The sequence below is a fragment of the Mesorhizobium sp. M1403 genome, from assembly GCF_040317695.1.
In the GTDB taxonomy this organism is placed as follows: Bacteria; Pseudomonadota; Alphaproteobacteria; order Rhizobiales; family Rhizobiaceae; genus Mesorhizobium.
The window spans coordinates 217,261-238,271 of sequence record NZ_JAMYKY010000008.1; the positions used below are offsets into that span (position 1 = coordinate 217,261).

Annotated in this window: 21 protein-coding genes; 5 read left to right on the top strand and 16 right to left on the bottom strand. The window is 62.1% G+C overall.

Annotated elements, in window-relative coordinates:
* Positions 1-118 precede the first annotated feature (118 nt).
* Positions 119-865 carry a hypothetical protein gene (locus tag NKH01_RS16505; protein WP_352496029.1) on the top strand — a complete coding sequence of 249 codons (747 nt, stop codon included), beginning with the start codon at positions 119-121 and terminating at the stop codon, positions 863-865.
* Positions 866-957: 92 nt separating this feature from the next.
* Here NKH01_RS16505 and NKH01_RS16510 read toward each other — a convergent pair whose 3' ends face one another.
* From NKH01_RS16510 to NKH01_RS16580, 14 genes are all read right to left on the bottom strand, one after another.
* The gene (locus NKH01_RS16510) at positions 958-1,542 is read right to left on the bottom strand and encodes an acyltransferase (RefSeq protein WP_352589740.1); all 585 of its coding nucleotides are present in this window, start codon (positions 1,540-1,542) and stop codon (positions 958-960) included.
* Between the two features lie 41 nt (positions 1,543-1,583).
* Positions 1,584-3,062: a phage head spike fiber domain-containing protein gene (locus tag NKH01_RS16515; protein ID WP_502912637.1), complete on the bottom strand. Its 1,479-nt coding sequence runs from the start codon at positions 3,060-3,062 to the stop codon at positions 1,584-1,586.
* Between the two features lie 1,427 nt (positions 3,063-4,489).
* Positions 4,490-4,864 carry a hypothetical protein gene (locus NKH01_RS16525; RefSeq protein ID WP_353021187.1) on the bottom strand — a complete coding sequence of 125 codons (375 nt, stop codon included), beginning with the start codon at positions 4,862-4,864 and terminating at the stop codon, positions 4,490-4,492.
* Positions 4,865-5,821: 957 nt separating this feature from the next.
* Positions 5,822-6,262, bottom strand: a complete 441-nt coding sequence (locus NKH01_RS16530) for a hypothetical protein (RefSeq protein ID WP_023723056.1) — start codon at positions 6,260-6,262, stop codon at positions 5,822-5,824.
* A complete protein-coding gene (locus tag NKH01_RS16535) occupies positions 6,262-6,879 on the bottom strand; it encodes a hypothetical protein (protein ID WP_353021189.1) in 618 nt (205 codons plus the stop codon). The genes NKH01_RS16530 and NKH01_RS16535 overlap by 1 nt, the downstream gene beginning before the upstream one ends.
* Entirely contained in the window at positions 6,834-8,807 is a 1,974-nt protein-coding gene (locus NKH01_RS16540) for a hypothetical protein (RefSeq protein ID WP_353021192.1), read from the bottom strand. Before NKH01_RS16540 ends, NKH01_RS16535 begins: the two co-directional genes overlap by 46 nt.
* Positions 8,807-9,298 carry a hypothetical protein gene (locus NKH01_RS16545; protein ID WP_352589734.1) on the bottom strand — a complete coding sequence of 164 codons (492 nt, stop codon included), beginning with the start codon at positions 9,296-9,298 and terminating at the stop codon, positions 8,807-8,809. Before NKH01_RS16545 ends, NKH01_RS16540 begins: the two co-directional genes overlap by 1 nt.
* A gap of 2 nt (positions 9,299-9,300) precedes the next feature.
* Complete coding sequence (locus NKH01_RS16550; RefSeq protein ID WP_352844572.1) at positions 9,301-9,966, bottom strand: hypothetical protein; 666 nt, start codon at positions 9,964-9,966, stop codon at positions 9,301-9,303.
* 246 nt (positions 9,967-10,212) lie between these two features.
* Complete coding sequence (locus tag NKH01_RS16555; protein WP_352894108.1) at positions 10,213-12,669, bottom strand: phage tail protein; 2,457 nt, start codon at positions 12,667-12,669, stop codon at positions 10,213-10,215.
* Positions 12,666-13,268 (bottom strand): phage connector family protein, encoded by a 603-nt coding sequence (locus NKH01_RS16560; RefSeq protein ID WP_352589725.1) that lies wholly within the window; start codon positions 13,266-13,268, stop codon positions 12,666-12,668. Before NKH01_RS16560 ends, NKH01_RS16555 begins: the two co-directional genes overlap by 4 nt.
* 286 nt (positions 13,269-13,554) lie before the next feature.
* Entirely contained in the window at positions 13,555-13,800 is a 246-nt protein-coding gene (locus NKH01_RS16565; protein WP_352589722.1) for a hypothetical protein, read from the bottom strand.
* Positions 13,801-14,013: 213 nt separating this feature from the next.
* On the bottom strand, positions 14,014-15,003 hold the full coding sequence (locus NKH01_RS16570; RefSeq protein WP_023718156.1) for a hypothetical protein: 990 nt from the start codon (positions 15,001-15,003) through the stop codon (positions 14,014-14,016).
* 87 nt (positions 15,004-15,090) lie between these two features.
* Positions 15,091-15,999 (bottom strand): hypothetical protein, encoded by a 909-nt coding sequence (locus tag NKH01_RS16575; protein WP_353021196.1) that lies wholly within the window; start codon positions 15,997-15,999, stop codon positions 15,091-15,093.
* 277 nt (positions 16,000-16,276) lie between these two features.
* Complete coding sequence (locus NKH01_RS16580; RefSeq protein ID WP_353021198.1) at positions 16,277-16,849, bottom strand: hypothetical protein; 573 nt, start codon at positions 16,847-16,849, stop codon at positions 16,277-16,279.
* 109 nt (positions 16,850-16,958) lie between these two features.
* On the opposite strand from NKH01_RS16580, the gene NKH01_RS16585 reads away from it, so the two are divergent.
* The 4 genes from NKH01_RS16585 to NKH01_RS16600 all read left to right on the top strand — a co-directional run bounded on the left by NKH01_RS16585 (position 16,959) and on the right by NKH01_RS16600 (position 18,741).
* Positions 16,959-17,147, top strand: a complete 189-nt coding sequence (locus tag NKH01_RS16585) for a type II toxin-antitoxin system HicA family toxin (protein ID WP_353021199.1) — start codon at positions 16,959-16,961, stop codon at positions 17,145-17,147.
* A gap of 4 nt (positions 17,148-17,151) precedes the next feature.
* Positions 17,152-17,553, top strand: coding sequence for a type II toxin-antitoxin system HicB family antitoxin (locus NKH01_RS16590; RefSeq protein WP_023718152.1), 402 nt, complete (start codon positions 17,152-17,154; stop codon positions 17,551-17,553).
* A 194-nt stretch (positions 17,554-17,747) separates the two neighbouring features.
* Entirely contained in the window at positions 17,748-18,065 is a 318-nt protein-coding gene (locus NKH01_RS16595; protein ID WP_023718151.1) for a YMGG-like glycine zipper-containing protein, read from the top strand.
* 73 nt (positions 18,066-18,138) lie between these two features.
* Positions 18,139-18,741, top strand: coding sequence for a hypothetical protein (locus tag NKH01_RS16600; RefSeq protein ID WP_156948043.1), 603 nt, complete (start codon positions 18,139-18,141; stop codon positions 18,739-18,741).
* A gap of 53 nt (positions 18,742-18,794) precedes the next feature.
* Here the strand turns inward: NKH01_RS16600 and NKH01_RS16605 are convergent, their stop codons facing one another.
* Positions 18,795-19,118 carry a Bbp19 family protein gene (locus tag NKH01_RS16605; protein ID WP_023718149.1) on the bottom strand — a complete coding sequence of 108 codons (324 nt, stop codon included), beginning with the start codon at positions 19,116-19,118 and terminating at the stop codon, positions 18,795-18,797.
* Entirely contained in the window at positions 19,115-20,857 is a 1,743-nt protein-coding gene (locus NKH01_RS16610) for a portal protein (protein ID WP_353021202.1), read from the bottom strand. Before NKH01_RS16610 ends, NKH01_RS16605 begins: the two co-directional genes overlap by 4 nt.
* Between the last annotated feature and the right edge of the window lie 154 nt (positions 20,858-21,011).

Here is a 21,011-nt window from a genome sequence, read left to right on the forward strand (position 1 = left end):
TTCGGCGGTTCGAACGAAGCGTCTGGCAGGCGGTCGCGGTCGTTGCGCAAGGTTGCAAACCGTCGCTGTTTGTTGCAAATAATTTGCTGCGGGCGGGCGATCGAGGAGTCATCTAGCGATGAATGTCCAGTCGCGCGTGCATGCCTTTCTTCGCGCAACCCCGCTCCGCTATTGTTTTCACCTCGCAAAAGCTCACCTTGGTGGGTCTCCACAATCCGACGAGAGCGTGATCCTGTCGCGGATCGTTGGTCAAAGCCCGAAAACATTCTTGGAGTTTGGTTTTCATCCCACGGAATACAACTGCATTGGGCTTAGCGACTTCAGGGGTCTGCTCGTCGACGGCGACGCAACGACCGTGCGGTTGGCCCGCTCGCTGCTTCCAAAGCGGATCGAAGTGCGCCAGAGCTTCATCGATCTTGACAACATCAAAAACCTCGCCACGCATTTTCCACAGCTTGGAGTGCTTTCCGTCGACGTCGACGGCAACGACTACTGGTTTCTGCAAGCCCTGCTGCCAGTGCGTCCGGCTGTCATTGTCGCGGAGTACAATGCCAGTTTCGGTCTCAACCCAATCACCGTGCCCTATGATCTCGCGTTCGACCGCACGGCCAAGCATGACAGCGGCTGGTATCACGGTGCATCGATCACCGCCCTGACCAAGCTATGCAAGACGCACGACTACAAGCTCGTTGCCGTCTCGGCCGCCGGCGCGAACGCGTTCTTCTTACCTGACGCTTCGGACATACCGGAATTAGAGCCTGCCCAGGCCTATCGAGAGAACGTCCTGCGTAACCGCTGGTCTAGAACTACGGCTAAAGACCAATGGGAGCGCATCAAGCATATGCCTTTTATCGAAGCGCCCTGAGATCGAGACGAGAAATGTAGACTGGACGACCGGCTCGACATGCAGTGCGATACGACGGCACGACCCCCGTTGATGAGCGGCAGCGACAGGCATCACTTCACTAGGTCTGCTGGCCGCACCAATGCATCGGCCGGAACGTCGTATCGAACAATTGACCCGGCCGAGATAATAGCCCGATCGCCGATGGTGACACCCTTCATGATCATGGCGCTATTGCCGATCCAGACGTCATCTCCAATCACAATTGGCGACGATCGGATGCCGGGGTCGACGCGCGGGTGACCTTCCTTGAAGATGGCCTGCATTTGCGCAAACCGCTTCCGAGGGTCCATGGGATGCGAGTTGGTATCGTGGATCGCGACCCCCCATGAAACGTGCACCCGCTTGCCGATCTTGATCCCCACCGGATCAGACGACCAAACCGTTGAGCCGGGTCCAAGGTAGAACCAATCGCCGATCTCGATGCGGCCTGCATGGGCGAAGATTTGCAAATGTCCATCCAAATGGCTGTCGGCACCGATCGAAACCCTCGCTCGGTCGCCGTGGATGTTGAAGATTTCCGCCCCTGCACCGAACCGCGTCCGGGGTCCGACGATCGCATTCTCCCTGGCAGCGCCGGTGGCGATCCATGACCAGAAGAGACGGCGAAAAGCGAGGACGGTCGAGAAGATACGCATCCACCGGTATCTGCCACAAGCGAGCGAAATTTCCAACTAGATCAAGTGCCAAAGAATCCAACCCGCGATAGCGCGCGCAGCTTATCGGCAACGAAGCTGGCGTATCTCTCCCCGCCGACGCTGTTGAGGTGCAATTCGTCCGACATGTAGAGTGTCGAGGTCAGGTACCCGATACCACTGCCGCCGCCGACGTCGATGAAGCCCATCCCCATCATTTCACAGACCTCGCGTTCCCTCCGCATGAACTGGTCGAGAGTGTTCCCCTGACTGTTTGTCCTGAAAAGCCTATGAGTAGCGTGGCCAGGACCACCGCTGTAAGTACCGAGGCATATGATCTTGGCAATAGGGGCTCGGAGGCGCATGGCCTTGAAGGCATCAATCATGGCCCCGGTGAAGCCGGAAGCAAGGGTTTGATCCCCCAGGTCGCCTAGAACTACGTCGGCCGCTCCGAAATTATTCGGACCCGGCTCTAAAGTGATGATCTCGGCATCTACCGGAATAAGGGCAATCTGGTCGTAGATCTTTTGCGACCCATAGTGCCCATTGGTGGCAATTCCCAGGGACCCACCGCTATAGGCAAGATTTGTCGGAACCATGCCGGTCTTCACGGCCAGCGGTCCCCTATAGAACGCCTGGGCTGTGATGCTCGAACCGAGCAGCGTCCATTTCTTGCCGACAAGCGCTGCCCGACCGTCGTCGGCATCCGCGTCAATCGCGCTCGGATCGAGCGCGCCGACATAGCGGATGGTGTTGGCGGCAACCGGCGGCATTCCAGCAGCCTTGATCCAGGCTGCGGACGAAAAATCGCGCGGCGAATTGAGGATGTTCGCGCCCCCGTTGATGCTCAGGCTAGAGCTTTGGAGACCGAGGCCCGACACGCCGTCGCCGACGTAAGGATGGCCACCGGCGGCCGGGAACACGCGATGCTGGACATTGGCGATGCCGGTGCCGTTCGCAGTGCCGGTCACCCGGCAACGATACCAGTTGGCGCCGATCGCCTGCGTCGAAACGGTGCCGAATGCCGCGCCGCTGCCGGAAGCGGTGCCACCTGCAAGATCGAAGGTGCAGTCGAAGGCGCAGGCCCCGTTGGAAAACAGGTTAAGGCGTGTCCTCTCGGCCTTTTGGGCATACACATCCCAAACGAAGGTCTGACCGATCACCCATGCGATGGCCTGATATACAGACGGGCTGCCCGAACCGGATTGCTCGATGATCTTGTCGGCCGTTAGCCGGCCATTGACCAGCACATCGATGACGTCGACCAGCGCCTGCAACTGCGGCACCACCCTGACTTCCGGGACGGTCGCGGCTGCGGCTGTGCAGTTGGTCTTGGTGAAGACGGCGTTCGTCGGGTCGCTGCTCGGAAACAGATTGGTGGTCGTTGACGGAAGCCGCAGGACGATGTTCCGCACGTAAACGCCGGAGGCGCCATCGCCGGTGAAGGGGACACGCCGGCCGGCGAAAACCGCGTCTGGACGTTGGCAGCGCCGTTCGCAGTCGGCGTGACTACCACTCTGCATTCGTACTCGCCACCGCCCAGCGCGATCATAGAGAAGCTGGTGAGTGCCGGGCCGGTACCGGTGCAGGTACCGTCCGACAGATCGAAATTGGCGGTATAGACAGCTGGCCCGTTGGAAAGCAGCTGCAGCAGCCGGCGCTCGGATGCCCTGGCGGTCACGACATGCTCGACTACGACGCCAGTCGAGAATGTATAGGTTCGGAAACAGGTCGGCGCGACGGAACCAGTGCCCTCGGTCAGCTTGATCGTAGTGACCGCAAGCCCTTCTATGCGCGACAGCGCATCGACGTTCGTCACAATGCTGGCCGTCGATGAACGAACTCCTATGTCGGTTGCAACCGGCCCGGCGTCAACTCGGAATAGGCCAAGCAAGCCGGCGCTGACCTCCGTCCAGAAATACTCGCCGACATCGACATTCCTGCCCATTACCGCCACCGCCGCGGCGCCGGCCAGCCCCGCCGACGCCCCGAAGCTGAACGTCGGCGCCACCGTGTAGGAGCCCGGCGCCGTGATCAGTATCTGCGTCAGCGCCCCGCCCGCCACCACGAAGCGGCCGGCCGCGCCCGAACCTGTGCCGCCGGCAAACGCCAGGTCGAACGTGCCATTGGCGCCGCCCGAGCCCGCCGTGATTGCGCCATTGCCGACGACGCCGAAGCCGATTGCCGCCGCAGTCGTCGGGAAAATGCCCTTGCCGTAGAGCGAAGCGTCGCGTGCGGCCTGGGCGCTGATGACTGCGGCCGCCGCGGCGACTGCATCGGAATTGGTGGCAGCCCGGTCGGCCGTGGTTTGGCTGGCATTCGCGGCGGAAGCGGCTGCGCTGGCCGATGCCTGGCCGGCGCTGGTTTCCGCAGCATCCTTCAAGGCCTGGGTTTCATCGCGCAGCGCTTCGACCTCTTCGACCACGTCGGCGATGTCGGGCGGAACGGATGCGGCGATGGTGATGGCATCGGCGCCGACGGCCGGCTCGTCGGCCGTGAATTCGAACACGCGGTCGGCATTGACCGATCCGATCTGGATGTGAACCGTCGTGCCCTTCTGCAGGGTGCGCGTGGTGCGGGCGTCGGCGGCACGGAACCATTCGCCTGCGCTCGCCGTGTAGATGCCGTTTTGCGTCGGGTCGGCCTGGTCCTTGACCAGCACGCGGTCGCCGATTTCGGCCGGCACGCCATCGATGGCCTGCAGGCCGTGCAGGAGGATGTCGGCCGTGGTTGCGAGGCGCACGGGTTCGCGTTCGCCGGTCAGGAGACGAACGGCGGCAGTTGCAGGTCGGGACATGAGGGGTTGCTCCATAAAAAAAGCCCCGCATAAGCGAGGCTGGAAGGGGTTCGGTGCTGGCGGTGGGAAATCTAAGCTAGGCGGCCGGACACCGCGTTATCCGGCGCGGCAGGTGTATTCACGGACGATTTTGCGGACAGCGAGCAACGCGGCCTATAGCAATCCGCCAACAAGCCTTCTTGTGCCGCTCATGGCCGCCAGCCCGCAGGCCATGCCGGCGCAGTCGGCGACCCAGTCGAGGATATCCATATCGCGCGCGATCAGCTGCACGCCCTGAAGCAGCTCGATCGCCGCGCCGGTAATGGCGAGGAGCACGACCAGCCTCGTCTTGTGTTCCGGCCAGCCGAGGCTTCCGAGCGCCGCCAGCGCTGCGAACGCCGCGGCGTGGTTGAGCTTGTCATGGTGGAAGGCGAAGCCCATGTCCAACTCCTGCAGGAACCGCACCGGCGAAAGCGCGAGCAGGAGAACACCGGCCAAGGTAAGCAGAAAAGCGATCCTTGCCATCGTCGAAAAAGAGTCTGTGCGCAACTGTCAATCCTTCATCTGAAACAGGGGGCGATCCAGAAGGCACCGCCAACTGACCGCTCTGCGGTTAGCGGGCCATAAGCCAGCATCGTGAAAGCACTAAAAGATTAGTATAGCTGGTTGAACCAAGCTGCTTTGCCGCGGCTCTTTGCGATCAAAGTCTGGGCAATGCGCCTGCTTGCTGCTCGAGTTCGGGGCTTGCCGATGATCACCGCACGGTAGAACCTTTAGCTAGCTGACGGCGCTTGCAGAGAAGCGCCGATACATCACTTCGGAAGTAACGGAAGCACATTCTCATCAAGGAACTTGAGACGGCTACCCACATTTCGGCGTTGGCTGGGCTAGCCGGCACATCGACCGGGATTAGATCCGCCACCGGGTCCCCCCGTCGCGCAGCTTCGACCCACTCTTCCATGGCGCCGATATATCCATCCAGCGCCTCGTATGGAGTCTTGGCGTCCTCACAAGTCAGGTATGTCGGAGGCACATCGCCTACGATCACCCATACCCACGGATCCAATTCCGGCCTGCCAGGTACAATCTCGAAAAGGAAAATATATATTATGCCGTCGGCCCATACCCAAGATATTCTCCCTTGATGTCTGAAACCAGTCATAAAACTCAAGATATTTTCGGGCTTCCAGACGTGCAGCATCAAGCTCTTCATCGCCTGTGCTTTTGTCAGCCGACGGCAAGCGGGTGACGCTAGTCAAGTCGGGTTTGACGTCGCTATAATTTCGCTCGACCACTTGTGTTCCCTTTCATTTCTTGCTTGAGCCATCTTCTTCTTGCCCAGCGAGCATAGTCTCCTGCATCGCTATGGTGTTTAATATGATCTGCTCTCGCACGATGCGTGCCCCCGGTCGGCCAGCGCTTTCTCGTGAGACACATCCATATTCAGCGCTGCACAGGCTTGTCGCGAGTGCGCTGCACGGCTCTACCGGAATGGGCTCGCAAAGCTCAACGCTGCTCATGCCAAATGTCGAACGGCTTGATGGTAGCTGAAGGGAGACCTCGTTCATCAAACACATCGAAGACTCGCTCTGATAAGACGAGGTCAAGGTTCTTGGCGATGCCGAAGTCATCGTGACCCGCCTTCCCGCTCACCTTCAGCCACACGAAAGATGGAAGCTCTACCTCGGGCTGCTGTTCGCGAAAATCTTCGGACGTTATGACTTCAACAGGGGCGAATGCCGCTCCGGTGAAGCCGATTTCTGACAATGCGTGCGCGGCCTCTTCCGTCACGAGGAAACATGGAAAGCTTGTTATAAGAACATCACCGATCCATCCCTCCATCTGGTACACAAGCTTGCTCACGATAGGAGGGTGGACACTGGTATCCATGACAGTGCCGTCGCCCAATCCGCCGGCCACATCGGGCAGAATGTCAAAGTATCTCATCAGTCACCTATTGGTAGATAGAACAAATGTCCATACTTCTTGTCGATTCCAGTAACATAGTCAAGGACCTTCTGGCGAGTAGCATGAGGGTTTTTCTTATAGAAATATTCCCACTCGTTCCGAATGACCTTCTGGTGCAAATTTATGTCGAACTCGTTCCGGATTCCACGAAGATTCTCGATTGAATGCAGCTCTTGCTCTGCAAAAAGCCCGGGATACCTTTTAAAAACTCCCTGCTCGACGCCATGATGCACTATATAGTCGCTTTTGTTGAGACTAGGATTCGCGTCGAAAAAGGTTTTTCGATAGTCCTTGGATGGAGCCCACCCAACCTTCGCCCCGGCATGTTTAACTTTGGACGTATCCCTAGCAAGCATCGCACCTAGTAACGCGGTATCAAAGGCACTATCGGACATTTCACCGGCTCGCGTCTTCCGGCGTGGGATTGGTGGCGAGACCGAGCGCGCAAGCGCTTGCTGGTGCCTAAGGGTTTCGGCATCGACCCCACGAACAAGTGCCTCGCCGCCTTCGACTAGGTCAGTCGACCGCCTCGAAAATATTGAGAGTTTCTCTACCCAGGGCTTGGCAATCTTCGCCGCGGCGCGTTCCAGGGCCACCACCGCCAACCTATCGCCAGGAATTGCGCCCGCGGCATTGAGCAGTGTTTGGTCGTAGTTGCCTTCCAGCGCTGCATTTCCAGCCTTCTCCAGTGCAAATGACGCTCCAGTGCAAATGACGTCCCCAACGGCGTGAAGTCGGCCACCGAGATGCTGTCTTCGCCAAGCCCATCGGAGCCCACGAGTTTTTGCGCGAGAAGACGCCATAGGCTCCCCCGCTCACTGTCGCCGGCTATCAATCTCCCGAGCCACTCTTGATTCGTCGGTAAGTAGTTGGTGAGTTCCGCGTTTGATACCGATCGTCCTGGCTCGACAGTGTTGGCTAAATCGAGCAGCATCATCGGGTCGACTACAGCTGCCCGGACCGACCTGTCCGCGATGCTGTTGTCCGTTTGGGACGCGCTGGTCTGAAACAGGTGGCTCAGCACCGCTTCGCGCGCGGCTTGATTCGGTAGCGCGGCGAACACATTGCGCAGCTCTGCGGTCTGGTGTTGCGGCTGGGCCTTGAGTCTGCCGACAATGTCCTCAGCGACAGAGTTGGGTAGCGGCTGGGCGATCTCAAAACCCAACTGTTGCTGGGCGGCGATGGAGCCAATGATCGCCGCCCGATAGTCTCCCGGCTTCGACAGGTTGCTCCAGGCCGCATCAAGGTTCGCGAATGCCTCGCGGACATAGCCGCCCGGATCGGCCTGCCTGGCCTTGAACGTCAGGTCCGCGGCGGCGGCGATAGCGTCATGGCGTGCCTTGTCCACTTCCGGCGTTGAACTATCTGCGGTGGGGTCGGCGTCCTTGACCATGGCCCGCACGGCGTTATTCGACAGGTCGCGCATGCCGTGGAATTGGCGATTAACCTCAACGGTCCTGTTGAACGCCTCGAAGCGCCCGGCGCCTTCGGTAGCGCCATAGAGAGCGACGAATTGTTCCGGCGTTGGGATCGGGCCGGAATAGGTTCCACTGTCCCTGATGTCGGCCGGCGCATTCTGCTCGGCCAGGATAATGTTTGTGCGTTTTTCGACTTGCCGCATCGCGTCGGCGGCTCGGGCCTGCTGGACCAACCCTGGCCGCTCTTCGGGGGCAATGTCGTCCCCAAAGGCCTGCGCCGACCTTTCGTCCGGCGTAAGCTTGCCTACCCGGTCACGGAGCGAAGCCGGTGCGGCAGTTCCATCCGCCGGAGGCCCACTCACAGCCTCGACGGTATCGTCCTTGGTCTTGCCGTCCGTTGCGGCCAACACCGCCCCCAGCACCTCCGCAGCGCGCTTCGGGTCCCGCGCGATCATCGCCTGGGCAAGCGCCTTTGCGGTGTTGCCGCGCCAGGCAGCCTCGGCCGCCTGCCGGGCCGCCGGGTTGCCCATCTTGCCGATCAGTTCGAGCCCGCTCTGCCTGATCGCCTCGAACGTGTCGCTATCGTCCGGGTCGCCCTGCGCGATGGCGCTTGTGTAGCCGTCCTCGACCTTGGTCCATTCGGCCTGCTCGTAGTTCTGGCGCCGCGCGTGCTGCTGCGCGGCCATGCGCGCCGAGCCGGCGAGCCGCAACGCCTGCTTTTGCGCGAGGAAATTGGCGCGTTCACCCTCCGGCACTTTGGCCGCGGTGTCGTCGAAGATCTGGTCGAACAGGCCGGGCTTGACGACGCCGTCGCTGCGCGGATCGAGCTGGCCATACATGAAGTCGTGCAGGCCGCCGCCGTCGGCCGGCGCGGTCTGCACCGCCACGGCCTCGGCGTGCGCGATGCGTGCGTTCAGCTCGCGGCCGATAATGTCGGCGTCGAACGCATCCTGCTGCTGCTTCTGCTGCCGAAAGCGCTCGGCCACCGCCGAGAGCTCGTCGCCAAAGCCTTGCATGGCCGCGCCCACCGGCGAGCCGTTCGGATAGGAGGCCACAGTGCCGGTATCGAGCCGGCGCTGGGCAAGCTGGAGCGGGATGGTGGCCATCAGTAGAGGCCTCCGCCCGGCGCCGGCGGGAAGGCGCTTCTGCCGAACGTCACCGCCTTGGCCGGGTCGTAGAGCCCGGAGATGCCCGATACGAGATTGCCGCCGGCCTTGAAGATCGAGGCGCCCACCGCCTGCCTGCCGGAAAAGCGCGCGATCGCCGCCTGCGTGCCGAGACCGTTCTGGCGCAGCTGCGAGCCGTACTGGATCGCCTTGAGGTCGAGCTGGCCCTGCCTGGCATTGGCGGCCAGCACCTCGGTCGGCGATCCCGCCATGGCGACGCCCGAAGCGCCGGCCTGGGCACGCGCCTGCGCCTGCAGCAGGTCCTGCTTGTGGCGCTCCTGGCCCTGCTCGAAGGCCGAGCTTTGAGCGTCGGCCCGCGCCTGCTGTTCATAGGCTTTGGCCTGGTAGTCGGCCATCTGCCTGGACTGCTGGCCTTCCGCTAGCGCGCCGCCGACCGAAAGCGCCGTGCCGATAAGAGCTAGTGTGCACATGGTCAGCCTCGTTCGCCGGCGGGAATGAATTTGCTTTTGATGCCGTCGACCGGCGCGCCGATCGAAGGGCGCCGGTCGAGCACGCCGCCGGGACTGAGGAAGGACAAAAGCAGCCGGTCGGCCTGGATCGCCGGGCGGCTGAGCCGCGTGGGTGCTGTGGCCCGCGGGCCGGCCATGGCCGTGCGCCGGATGGTGGTCAGGTTGACTTTGACCCCACCTTCGGCATCGAACATGCCGTTGGCGGCGGTGACGGCGCGGCTCAAGGCATCGGCCGCGAACAGCTCCTGGCGCAGTTGCTCGATCAGCCAGTGGACCGTGCGCCAGCGCTCGCCGAGCGCCTCGGCGTTTGTCCTGACCTCGTCGCCGTGCGGCGGCGTGTCAGCGCAGGGTTCGGCGGGGGGTTCGTCCAGGGGGGCGCCAACGCGGCGCTCGTCCGCGTCCTCGATGGTTTTCTCGATCAGCGCAATTTCAGCGGTGCAGTCGTCCAATGCGGCACGCGCCGCCGTCAAATTGCCGGCGCCGAAGATCGCGTGAAACTTTTCCGTTTCCAGCTCGCCCTTGCGGGCGATCGCATTGTTGAGGTCGGTGTCGAGCAAGGCGATGACGGCGGCAAAATCGGCAGCCGTCCGCGCCCTGCCGAGGTCTTCGGCATGGGGGAGTTGGGTCACTGGAGAATTTCCTTCTTGAGGGAGGACATCGCAGCTGCCAATCTCCCCCCTTGTGGGGGAGATGCGCGGCAGGGCAGAGGGGGGCGCGAAGGATCGCGGCTTTAGCTAACTGCGGTCAGGCCAGAATGGATAAGGACGTAATTACGATTGGTCGGCGGGACAGCGCCCCTCTCTGTCCTGCCGGACATCTCCCCCACGAGGGGGGAGATCGGCCGTCGTCAAGAGTTTCGCCAACCTGCAATGCGTCTAAGGCTCGGCGTCGAACACCGGTGTCATCGCCCTGATCGTGCAGGGCGTCGGATTGACGTGGCGGATCTTCACCCGCCCCTGCCCTTCCCAGCTGTCGTCGATCGGCACCTCGACATTGCCGGTGAACAATTTCGCCATGGCACCCGGAGCAACCACGGACGGGATGCGAACCTGCTCCCATCGGCCGCGGATAAACGACTGGACCTGAAGCCCGGCGATGTCGGTTTCCAGCAGCGAAAGAATGAGCTTGGCGACCTTCTTGCGCCGGCCGACGATCGAGCCGTCGCGGCCGCCGACGTCCAGCTCCAGCGTGTTGGCCTCGGACTGGTAGCCGAGCCCGACCTGCCATTTGGCGGCGGTGGCGCCGCCGGGCAGCATCACCTGGCCGGAAGCGACCGTGAGCCCTTTGTAGACCTTGCCGCCGGCCAGCACGTCGACCGCCTGGCCTTCGAGATGATCGAGGCCGGAGACGACATTGACGGCAGCACCCGAATAGGTCAGCCCGCAGTCGACCTCGAAAGCGTCCTCGATTGCCGCATATTCGAACGGCACGGTCTTTATTTCGATATAGCGCCTGGTCACGCCGCCGATCGTGCGCTTGACGATCAGCCACAGGTCGTCATTGCCGTCCTGGCCGGGCGTCACCACGGCGCTTTCGACAACGGCCCAGTTCGATCCGGCGAAGCTTCCGGCGATCTGGTGGATATGCATGCCGCGCACGTCTTGCGACGGCTGGTGCGTGTAGCCGCCGAGTTCGCCATTCCCGAGCGGGAACCAGAGCAGCGGGTCGGGGTCGGTCTGAAAGGCGAGTTCGACGACGCCTTTCTTCGGAATGTGCTCCGATATTTGACCGACGTCGTCGGAGGTGAAGCGGCCGGTGGCGTTTTGTGTCAGCTCGGCGATCGATTTGCGGGAGCGGGTGACATAGAGGAACGACTGCCCCGCATCGACAGGACGCATCGGGGCACAGCCGAAGGTCCGCGACCGGCGGTTCTTGAACGAGGACGGTGTCAGCGCCTCGTCGATGCCAGAGCCGGACAGCGCCCTCACCCCGCCAAGCGTTCCGATGATCAGCGCACCGTCCGATTCCGCCACCCACGTGATGTCATTGGCCTGACCGCCGCCGGCCTGCACGAATTCCAGCGCGTCGGTGTCTTTCTCGCCGGTGGCGAAGTTGTCGAAATCGCCGGTTTGCGAGGCATAGACCGAGAATTTTCGGCTGAACGCCAGGCGCTCCTCGTAAAGCGAACCGCTCTGCACGTACCTGCCGGGCACGAACGTGCCGAGACGCCAGCGGATGATCGGGCTGAGATCGGGAAGAGCATGCCCATACAACTGGACGGTGACCACCGTCATGCTGGTGCGGGCAGTGACCTTGGCCCAGCGCCAGAAGCCATCTGCGCCAAGCAGACGAATGGCGCGGCCGACATCGCTGGTCTGGAATCCAGTGCCGTCGTTGATGCCGACGACCGAGGAGGCCGAGAGATCAAACGGCGTTTGCGACGGCGCGTATTCGTGCAGGGCCAGTTCGGCGATAGCGGTTCCGTCGCTGTCGCCGCCCGAAAACAGCAGCTGATAAAATTCGTAGGCAACCGTGTTGTTGAAGCCGTCGAAGAAGCGGGTTTCCGATTTGGACCAGCCGGTCTCTCCGTCCCGGCTGTCGAGCGTCGTCCAGTCGGTGCCGTTGTGCGAGGCCTGGAACTGCCACTGGGTCGGCGAGACAGTGTCTGAGTGATCATTCGTCGCGGTAATCCAGTAGGCGTCGACTGCCCTGGCCTCGTCGCCGCCGAACTGGTAGCGCAGATACCCGCTCGGAAATCCCGCTATGTCCACCCCCTCCTGCTTGTCGCCGCCGAAAGCCTGCCACACGTCGGATGAGCCGTTGCTGTTGCTGACCGTGCCGCTTGGCAGCGTATTCGAGGCCATAACCGGCATGGCGTTGCCGGTTGCGGCCGGCGTCAAGGTCGTGGCGGTGGTGTTGATCTTGTCGTATGGGCCGTCGAGAAAGACAAAATCGGCGAGCGTCCAAGTCGTGTGCGCGGTGCGCGTCAGCACCTTGACCGGATAATCCTTGTGGGTGATCCACATCTGGTCTGCCGACTGGACGAACTGCAGGTCGAAGAGATCGGCCTCGAGATAAGGGGCCGCCACCTCGACCGTACCGACGCGGGCGCCATAGGCGTAGACGCGGATGTAAAGGTCGCCGAATTCGAGCGCATAGGCCTGATCGGCCGAGAAGATGAACGGGATCAGCCGTGTCGCCTTTGACGGAGCCTTCACCTCCGCGCAAAAATAGGTGCCGCCGCGCTTTCTGATGCCGCCATGCGGCAGCGTGACGAAGTTCGTGCACTTGGACAGCGCCGCCCGGTAGAGCTCAAGCGAGGCGCGAGCGTGCAAGCGGGGAGAAATCTCGCCGCGGATGAAAGCGTCCTGGACCGGATAGAGCGTGGTCATCGGCCGACGAACCTGTTGTCGCCGCGCTGGAAAGCCCAGGAAATCGCGGACAATCTGCCGCCCCGCTGGATGGCATTGGCCGAGTAGGCGGCATCCAGCGCCCTGTCATAGGCGCTGCGGGCGACGTCGATCATGCCGGCCTTGTGGGTCAAGGGATGCGCGATCTTGATGGCGAGCGCCGCAACCAGCACCTCGGTGAACAGCGCGTCCCAGTCGTTGGGGTCGGTCAGGTTAGCGATATAGCGGATGAGGCGCGGCCCGGCCTGATCGGAATAGACCAACCCGGCCTCCTGCCGCCATGAGAGCGGCACGCCGTCCGGCTCGCCATTATGGGTCAGCGGCAAGGGCCGCAGGCAGTCGGCGGGAAGTTCATAGGCAAAGTTCAGCGTGCCAGCGCCGCTGCCGGTGTCGAAGCCGGCGACCGAGGCCGCCAGGATAGCGAAGACATAGGCGTGCTTGGTCAATTCGGCCTCGCGGGTCAGGTCGAAGTGCAGATTGAGCAGACGCGCCGCCTTGGCGTCCTGGTCGAGACTGTCGATCGGCGCCTCGTCGAGCACGGCGAGCGCCATGTTGGCGATATCGAGCGGGGTGATGGCCATGGCTCAGGCCTCTGTCTGTGTGGTTGGTCGGGGAAAACGGGGCATGGTGCCTCCACGGCAAAAAGCCGCTTCAAGGCGGCTGGGGATTCTTTGTGATTGTTGCTTGGGCAGAACGTTGCACGTCTCGTGCATGGAGCCGTCACGATGCCAGCCGCCCGTCAGGGAATGGGTGGCACGTGCTGCGTGATCCGTCTTTTTCCATTCGAGCGAGGAAGACGGCAATGCTTCGGTTGTTGCAGTTTCACGACACCGCCGCGCAATGCGGCGATGTCTTGCCTGGATTGTGTCAGCCGATGCGTGCGCCGGTCGAGATCCCTGTTTCGGCTGACTTGGCAAAGACGCTTGCTTTCACCCTTCCGGCACCTCCCGCCAGAGCCAAGCCCTTGTCCAGGGCATCTTGAAGACTTGGTGTGTAGTAGGCGGTGTCCTCCAGACCGCTGAAGAAGTTTATGCGATGAACTTCCCCCTTCTTGCTCATGACAATGCCCGCTTTTCGGAGCACTTCCTGAACTGTTTTGTACTTCACGTTCATAGTTACCTCCCTTGCTCAGACAAGGCAGCATCGCCCTTTCTTGTAACTGTTTGGTGCCGTCGATTGGCCAAACGAGCAACATGAACGTTGTGGCGAACCGCAAAATTCGCATCACTCCGGCGCGGCGCAGCGGGTGAACTTGGGATTCGCCACACCGGCCGACCTGGTGTCCAGAAGGGGCGGGACGTCTGATGCCCGCCCCTTCCGGCCGGATCAGGCCTCCATCGTCTTCAGCGCGATGAACGTCATGTGCTTGACGCTCGACGCCGTGCGGTCCCAGTTTGCTGCCAGTGCCAGCTCGGCATCGGTGGCGAATTCGCCGGCCGAGGACGCGTCGAGGAAGCGGGTGCCCGGCACATGCGGCACGAAATGCCGGCGGCCGACCATTTCGGTGACGCCGCCGCCATGGCCCTGCCGCGGCTTGCGGTCGAACTCGAGCGGGCCGCCTTCGGTGTTGACCGGCAGCTCGTTCCACAGGATCGCCTTGTCCTTGAACATGAAGGCGGTGTAGACGCCGCCGGCGACCGGAATATCGTCATCGACGACGGCCCTGAGCCCCATGTAGTAGGGGATCAGCGGCCCGCCCTGCTCGGACGACGGCACATAGTCGATGAGGTCGGCGAGCTTCAGCGCCTTCATCTGTTTCGAATGCATCCAGATCGTCTTGAACTTGTCGGCGCGGTCGCCCATCAGATAGGCGGCCTCGATGATGTCGGTGTCGACGATGGAAGCACCGGTAACGCGCACCAGATCGCTGCCGTCATTGGCGATGTTGTCGGCCAGCACGCCTTTCAGGATGCCGAGCAGCGTCAGCTTGTTGGCGCGCTGCCAGTAGTCGGTCTGGCGACGCACGATGAGCTTCTGCGGATCGTCGCCGGCAAGGATCGAAGTCAGGTCCGGGATGCCCCAGGCCTGCGCACGCACATTGCGGGCCGCGACTTCGCGGCGCGCACCGATCTTCTTCATCTCGATCGAGTCGGCCGGGTCGTCATTGACCGGCTCCGAGGGATCGTTGCCGAGATCCTTCCAGCCGGGCATGTCGACGGAACGCCCGCCCATGGAGAGCTTCGAGGCGATGGCCGGGTCGGAAAACAGGATCCCGGCCTGGTAGATGTCGAGCGACTGGACATGCTCTTCGAACGAGTATTGCGCATAGACGGACGGAACGATCGCGTCCGCGATGCGGGTATAGGCGTCTGCCATTTTTGTCTTCCTTCAGGTTTGTGGAGATTGGCGGACCATGATCCAGAAAAGTGGAAACCGGTTTTCGGAAAAGATCATGGTCCAATTTCAGAGAGGGTTGTTGGGCATCCATAGATCGGGGTTTTCGCCGGCCTCGCGTGCCAGCCGCCGGGCACGGGCGGGGTCGCTTTTGACCAGCGCCGAGATGCCGGTCAGGTTGCGCTCGCCGGCAGCATTGCGCTTGAAGGGATTGCCTCCACTCAAGGCCGCGCCGCCGTCGATCGTGTCTTCGCGGAACATCGCCTCGCCGATGGCGTGGAACGCCTTGGCGATCTGCGGGTCGGTCAAGGCGCCATCCGGCAGAAGGATGCCCTTCGCCTTATAGGCATTGACCAGGCCGAGCTTCTTCATCGCCCTGTTGGCGACCTCGAGCTTCTGGCGAAAGCCATCGCTGCCGGTCGGTCCCCAATCCCGCACAAGGTCGTCGTGGGTCGTCTCGACCGAGCGGGCAACGGCGATTTGCTGTGCCTTGGCCTGCTCGGCCATGTAGCCGACGAAGCGGTCGTGATAGGCCTGCGCGACCTTCGGGGTAGCACCTGCCTCGACTGCCCAGGCCTTGGACGCATTGGCGAGCTCGTCCGAATAGGCGAAGTTTTCGGGGAGCCCGTCGGGGCGCCTGTACTCGACCTTGTCGGGCGAGGTCAGCGGACGCATCGCCTCGGGCAGTCGGGCATGGAACCTGTCCCAGTCTTCCGCGGCTGCATCGGCTGCCGGAACGCGCAGGCTCTCACCCTGCTGCCGCTCCAGCTCCGCATAAGAGGTGAAAACCCGATCGAGGCTTTCAGGCTTGGTCCAGCCCTTGGTTTCAGCAAGCTTGCGGTTGCCTTCGGAAAGACCGTCAAACCAGCTTTTGGCCGCAGGCGGGGCGGACCCGTTGTCTCCGTTGGCCGATGGCCGTGCAAGGTTGCCCGCCGGTGGCGCCGCCACCACGGACCCGGCGTCTGCCATATCTGTCATGAAAAGATTCCTTATGTTGAGGTTTAGAGAGAGCCAGCGGCGAAGCTGCCAATCTCCCCCCTCGTGGGGGAGATGTCCGGCAGGACAGAGGGGGCGCGAAGGAACGCGAGGATCCGGTGCACTTCGTCACCAACGCCCCGGGAAAGATTGCAAGCACGAATCAGCTGGATAAGCCGGCGGGACAGCGCCCCCCTCTGCCCTGCCGGGCATCTCCCCCACGCGGGGGGAGATTGGCCGTCACTTCCGCTTTCGCCAATCACCCATATCTGGAGGGAACCTAGATATTGTCGCCCCAGTTCTCCCAGAGCAGCGTGATAGTGCCGGTGACGGCAACCGTGCCGTCAGCGTCGATATCCGTGCCGGTGGCAAACGCCAGGTTGAGATAGAGGTCGACCGGCGTCACGGTGCCGTCGAGCGTAGCGGCTGCGGCAACATCGGCAATCGATGCGCTCGACAGCGCGGCACCCGCGCCATCCAGCGTACGGCCGGTCGCGCCCAGCACATTGACCATGGTGCCGGCAAGCACAGCGCTCGATGCTGCCGTCGAGCCGAGCGACCAGGTTAGCGCGGCATTGTCGTTGATGGTCGACGCGCGGGTAGTCAGCACCGCGAACTGCAATCTTGCCGTGCCGCCCTTGATACGGATCTTGCCATCGATGAAATCGAACAGCTTCTGACTGGCATAGGCCAGTGCATCGGTGACCGGCACCGGCATGGCATTGAAGGAGAAGACGGTGCGGTAGGCGCCGCCCTGCCCGGTCGTCCTGGCGGTAAGCCCCGCCTTGGGCGGGGCAAGGCCGGCTTCTCTGGCGGCGGCACGCGAAAGCGTCCGGGGAAGACCTCGGGTCATCTGGTATCTCCATTTTTGGGGATTTGAGGAAGGTTCAACTGGACCGCGGCACGTAATCTGCCGCAAATCTCATGGACATTTAGGCCTTCTGTGTGTATCTATACACAACATGAAGAGCGCCGATGTCATTCATAGGCTGCTGGCGGATGGCTGGTGCGAAGTGGCTCGAAAAGGAAGTCACGCCCAGTTCAAGCACAAAGCCAAGCCGGGCCGCGTGACAGTTCCGCATCCCAAGCGCGACATCCCGATCGGCACTCTCAAGAGTATCGAAAAACAATCCGGCTTGAAGCTGAGGTAGAGAAATGCGGAACTACATCGGACTGATCCACAAGCAAGCGGACAGCGACTTCGGCGTCTCCTTCCCCGATTTTCCGGGCCTGGTGACAGCAGGCGTCAATCTGGATGATGCCCGCGCCATGGCCGAGGAAGCACTGGCCTTTCATGTCGAGGGGCTGGTCGAGGATGGCGAAGCAATTCCCGAGCCGTCGTCCCTGGAGGAAGTGATGTCGGACAAGGACAATCTGAGCGGTGTCGCCATCCTGGTTCCCTTGAAAGCGGAAGCGGCGAAAGTCGTGCGCGTCAATGTCACCATTCCGGAAGATATCCTCGATCAGATCGATCGATATGCAGAGCGCCACGGCTACAGCCGATCCGGATTTCTGACCGCTGCGGCAAAAAAGGTGATGCAGATCGAGGCAGCGTAGCCCCTCGAAGGTCGATTTGAGATGAAGCTCCGTCGTCTTGTTCGGTTACATTTCTTTCCGAAACCGAGCTGTCAGACTAAAACAACCATGTCTTATTTCGTGAGGCTCAGTGCCTATGTTCCGCCGCAAATGCCACCGCACTTGGCAAAATCGGCCCGTGTATTAGTTCATAGACTTCAAGGGAGTACCAGACGATGACCATTTCCAGAGCCATTGCCGCCATGCTCGTAACCGCCGCATTGGCAGGCTGCGCGCAGACCGAAGCACAGCAGAGAACCAGCACCGGTGCGCTGCTCGGCGCCGGCGCCGGTGCGCTTGCCGGCCAGGCGATCGGCGGCAACACCAAGAGCACGGTCATCGGTGCCGGAGCCGGCGCCTTGCTGGGCGCCGTCGTCGGCAACGCCACCACGCCGCAGCCGCGCGGCGAACAGCTTTGCCGTTATCAGGATCGCAACAGCGGCCGCATCTACACCGCCCCCTGTGACGACCGCTATTATAACGGCGATTATTGAGCGTGCCCCCTTCTCCCCGTTCTGCGGGGAGAAGGTCCCGGCAGGGGGATGAGGGGCAGCGCAAACTTCTGAAATGCCGGCACCGCCCCTCACCTGCCTGCCGGCATCCTCTCCCCGTAAAACGGGGAGAGGGAAGCAGCTTCAGCCTCGGCGCATCCTTTTCCCTGATTTGGTCCTTCCGCTGATTAGAGGTCAGCGCTATCTTCCCTACCAAGGGGGACGAGCGATGCGGGCTATTGCAACTTCGAGGCCGGTGATCCTCCGCCTCGTAATCCTTTTGCTGGCTTGCTTGTTTGCGATGGAGCCGGCAAACTCGAAAGACGGCGACGTCTTCTTATGTACGGTGAGCGACTTCCGCACGTGGTCCGACATACCGTCATCTGGTAGCCCGGAATTCGTCGCAAATAACAAGGCCAGGAAATTCGATATCCAAGAATTTGCCGATCACTTCATTGTAACCAGCAAATCGAGCACGTTCAAACCATCCTCAACGAAATACGATATCTTCCAACGCAGCGTGTATCAGGTCGCTGCATTTGATAGCACGACATTCATGCTCGACACGTTCGTTATGAGGACAGCAGATGTTGAAGGTCCTCCGACCAAGGCGCGGGTCACGCTGCAAACTCCAACATATCTGAACACGTGGTATTTGGACTGCGCCTTGCAGAATTGATGCACCGCAGAACCGATGGCTATTCGCGTTCAGATATCCTGTAGCCCCAAACCCTACCTCCCCTCCGCCCTCGCCGCCTTCTCCAGTGCCGCCAGTTGCGCTTCGTCCAGCGTCAGGAACCCCATGATGTGCTGCACCACCTCGGCGCGGGCGTTGCTCAGCGCGCTGTGCAGCTCGAAGCCGTTTGGAGTTTTCGTCTTGGCCAGCCACTCGCCATAGGATGGCCGGCGATAATAGCCGGTCGCGGCCGTCAGGTCGGCCAGCACCATTTCGCCGTCCTGGCCTGAGAACACCCTGAGATAGGCCTTGGCCAGCGCATCCCGCGCCTTGGCCGGGCCGCCGGCCTGGCTGGAATGGGCGAAGCGTTTGCCGCTCATGCGCGCTGCCCGCCCGAAGCATCTTGCACACCCTGCGGCATCAGCCCGCCGAGCCCATCGAGCGGGCCGCTGTCGCGCGCCTGCACTGCGGCGGGCACGGCATCCCTGGCGACCTTGCCGGCGGTGGCGACCGCCGCCATGCCGGCCTGCGCCTGCTGCGCCTTGGCTCTGGCATCGCGAATGCCCGCCACCTCGTCCTGGCGGCGAAAGATGCGCTGCGGGCTGCGGCCCGCGCCCTGCACGATCTTCAGTGCTTCATCGCCGTCGATATTGTCCATGATGCCGGGATCGAATTGCGCCATCTGCATGGCCGTCGTCACCACCTGGATGGTGTCGCGGGCTTCGGCCGAGCGGCGCAGCACGTCGAGCGGGCCGGTGAAGGTCGGCCGCAGCGCCTTGCCGGCGAGGCTCGCCGGCGGCAGGAAGCGGCTGTCTTCCTCGTAAAGTCCCTTGTCTTCCAGAATACCCAGCTCGCGGTCGAGATTGCTGGCAAAGCCGGCCTGGATGATCGAGCCGGACGGCCCGAGCAGCGCGCCCTTCTCCTCCTGCCGGATCAAGGCCTCGGTCGCCGTCATCTGCGGGTTCTGCACCAGCGTCTGGAACAGGTTGACGAACATCATGTCCCGGATCTCCTCGGCCCGGCTGTCGGCATAATTGAACGCATAGGTCGGGTTCTGGCCGGTGGCGATGGGCGCGATCAGCGGCCGGCCGGCATCGTCGATCAGGCCCGGATAATTCTCGCCGGGATTGAGCACCGGCACATAGTCGAGCCGCGCCTTGGACGCGGTCGCCGGATCGGTGATCTGCTGCAGGGCGCGCAGGCCGGAGCGCCGCACGGCGTTCTCCTCGCGCACCGTCGTCAGCGCCTCGATGGTCGGCGAGATGCCGTAGGGATCGCCCTCGTAGCGGCGCCAGTTGAAGCACGATACCGGGAACGAGCGAAAACCGCTTTCCCTGACGATCACCTCCTCGTCCTCGATGACGTGATAGGAAGCGAACGCCGTATCGAGATACTGATAGGTGCCGCTCAGACTGTACATCTTGCGCTCGTCGCGCGGCTGGATGCACTGGATCAGCGAGATCTTCGTCTCGCATTTCGAGGGGTCGTCGACCAGAACCTTGATCCGCACCGGCAGCTTTTCATAGCCGAGCAGTTGCGCCGCCTGCCGCGCCGTGCGCTCGTAGCGGCGGTGGAAAATATCGACCTGGCCCCAGCGGTTGCGCGAGAGATAGCCCTCGACCACGGGGATCGAGGCATAGCGGATCAGCGTGCCGCCAAAACCCTCCTCGGCGTAGAGATAGGCTGGGCCGTAGCGCACGACATTGCGCAGGCATGCCTGTGTTGCCGGCACGAAGTTCGAATTGGCGGAGTAGCGCAGCGAAAACAGGAAATCGCGCAGCGCTTCCGCCCATTCCTTTTCCTCGTCGGTTTCCTCGTCGTTGATTGCCGCGGTCGACAGCCCATGCCATTTCTCTGACTGCGGGATGATCAGGCTTTCCAGCCCGGCGGCCAGCCGGTTGGCGGCCGAGTTGATGGTGTTGGCGTAGACGCGCGCACCGCGCCGCTCCTGCCGTTCGGCCTGCGAATCCGTGCCGGCCTGGCGGCGGCCGCTCCACATATCGGGCGCATCGGGGTCGCAGAATTCGGACACCGCCTCCCAGACATGCTCGTACTGGCTGCGTTCGCTCTCCAGTTCTGCCTGTCGCGACAGAATATCGCGAGCACGGGAATCGCTCATGGTCAGCCTCGCTTGATGGATTTGATTGAAAAGAAGCGGCGGGACGCCGAAGCTGCCGACCTCCCCCTTGTGGGCAGGGCTATCGCATATGAGTGATGGCATTGATGAGATAGTCGTCGTTCCAGGCGCATTTCTTGATGCGATGGCTGATGGG

Coding starts and splice junctions, on each gene's coding strand:
- NKH01_RS16505 (WP_352496029.1), top strand. CDS start 119: ATGAATGTCCAGTCGCGCGTGCATGCCTTTCTTCGCGCAACCCCGCTC.
- NKH01_RS16510 (WP_352589740.1), bottom strand. CDS start 1,542: ATGCGTATCTTCTCGACCGTCCTCGCTTTTCGCCGTCTCTTCTGGTCA.
- NKH01_RS16515 (WP_502912637.1), bottom strand. CDS start 3,062: ATGCAGAGTGGTAGTCACGCCGACTGCGAACGGCGCTGCCAACGTCCA.
- NKH01_RS16530 (WP_023723056.1), bottom strand. CDS start 6,262: ATGAGATACTTTGACATTCTGCCCGATGTGGCCGGCGGATTGGGCGAC.
- NKH01_RS16540 (WP_353021192.1), bottom strand. CDS start 8,807: ATGGCCACCATCCCGCTCCAGCTTGCCCAGCGCCGGCTCGATACCGGC.
- NKH01_RS16545 (WP_352589734.1), bottom strand. CDS start 9,298: ATGTGCACACTAGCTCTTATCGGCACGGCGCTTTCGGTCGGCGGCGCG.
- NKH01_RS16555 (WP_352894108.1), bottom strand. CDS start 12,669: ATGACCACGCTCTATCCGGTCCAGGACGCTTTCATCCGCGGCGAGATT.
- NKH01_RS16560 (WP_352589725.1), bottom strand. CDS start 13,268: ATGGCCATCACCCCGCTCGATATCGCCAACATGGCGCTCGCCGTGCTC.
- NKH01_RS16565 (WP_352589722.1), bottom strand. CDS start 13,800: ATGAACGTGAAGTACAAAACAGTTCAGGAAGTGCTCCGAAAAGCGGGC.
- NKH01_RS16570 (WP_023718156.1), bottom strand. CDS start 15,003: ATGGCAGACGCCTATACCCGCATCGCGGACGCGATCGTTCCGTCCGTC.
- NKH01_RS16575 (WP_353021196.1), bottom strand. CDS start 15,999: ATGACAGATATGGCAGACGCCGGGTCCGTGGTGGCGGCGCCACCGGCG.
- NKH01_RS16580 (WP_353021198.1), bottom strand. CDS start 16,849: ATGACCCGAGGTCTTCCCCGGACGCTTTCGCGTGCCGCCGCCAGAGAA.
- NKH01_RS16585 (WP_353021199.1), top strand. CDS start 16,959: ATGAAGAGCGCCGATGTCATTCATAGGCTGCTGGCGGATGGCTGGTGC.
- NKH01_RS16590 (WP_023718152.1), top strand. CDS start 17,152: ATGCGGAACTACATCGGACTGATCCACAAGCAAGCGGACAGCGACTTC.
- NKH01_RS16595 (WP_023718151.1), top strand. CDS start 17,748: ATGACCATTTCCAGAGCCATTGCCGCCATGCTCGTAACCGCCGCATTG.
- NKH01_RS16600 (WP_156948043.1), top strand. CDS start 18,139: ATGCCGGCACCGCCCCTCACCTGCCTGCCGGCATCCTCTCCCCGTAAA.
- NKH01_RS16605 (WP_023718149.1), bottom strand. CDS start 19,118: ATGAGCGGCAAACGCTTCGCCCATTCCAGCCAGGCCGGCGGCCCGGCC.
- NKH01_RS16610 (WP_353021202.1), bottom strand. CDS start 20,857: ATGAGCGATTCCCGTGCTCGCGATATTCTGTCGCGACAGGCAGAACTG.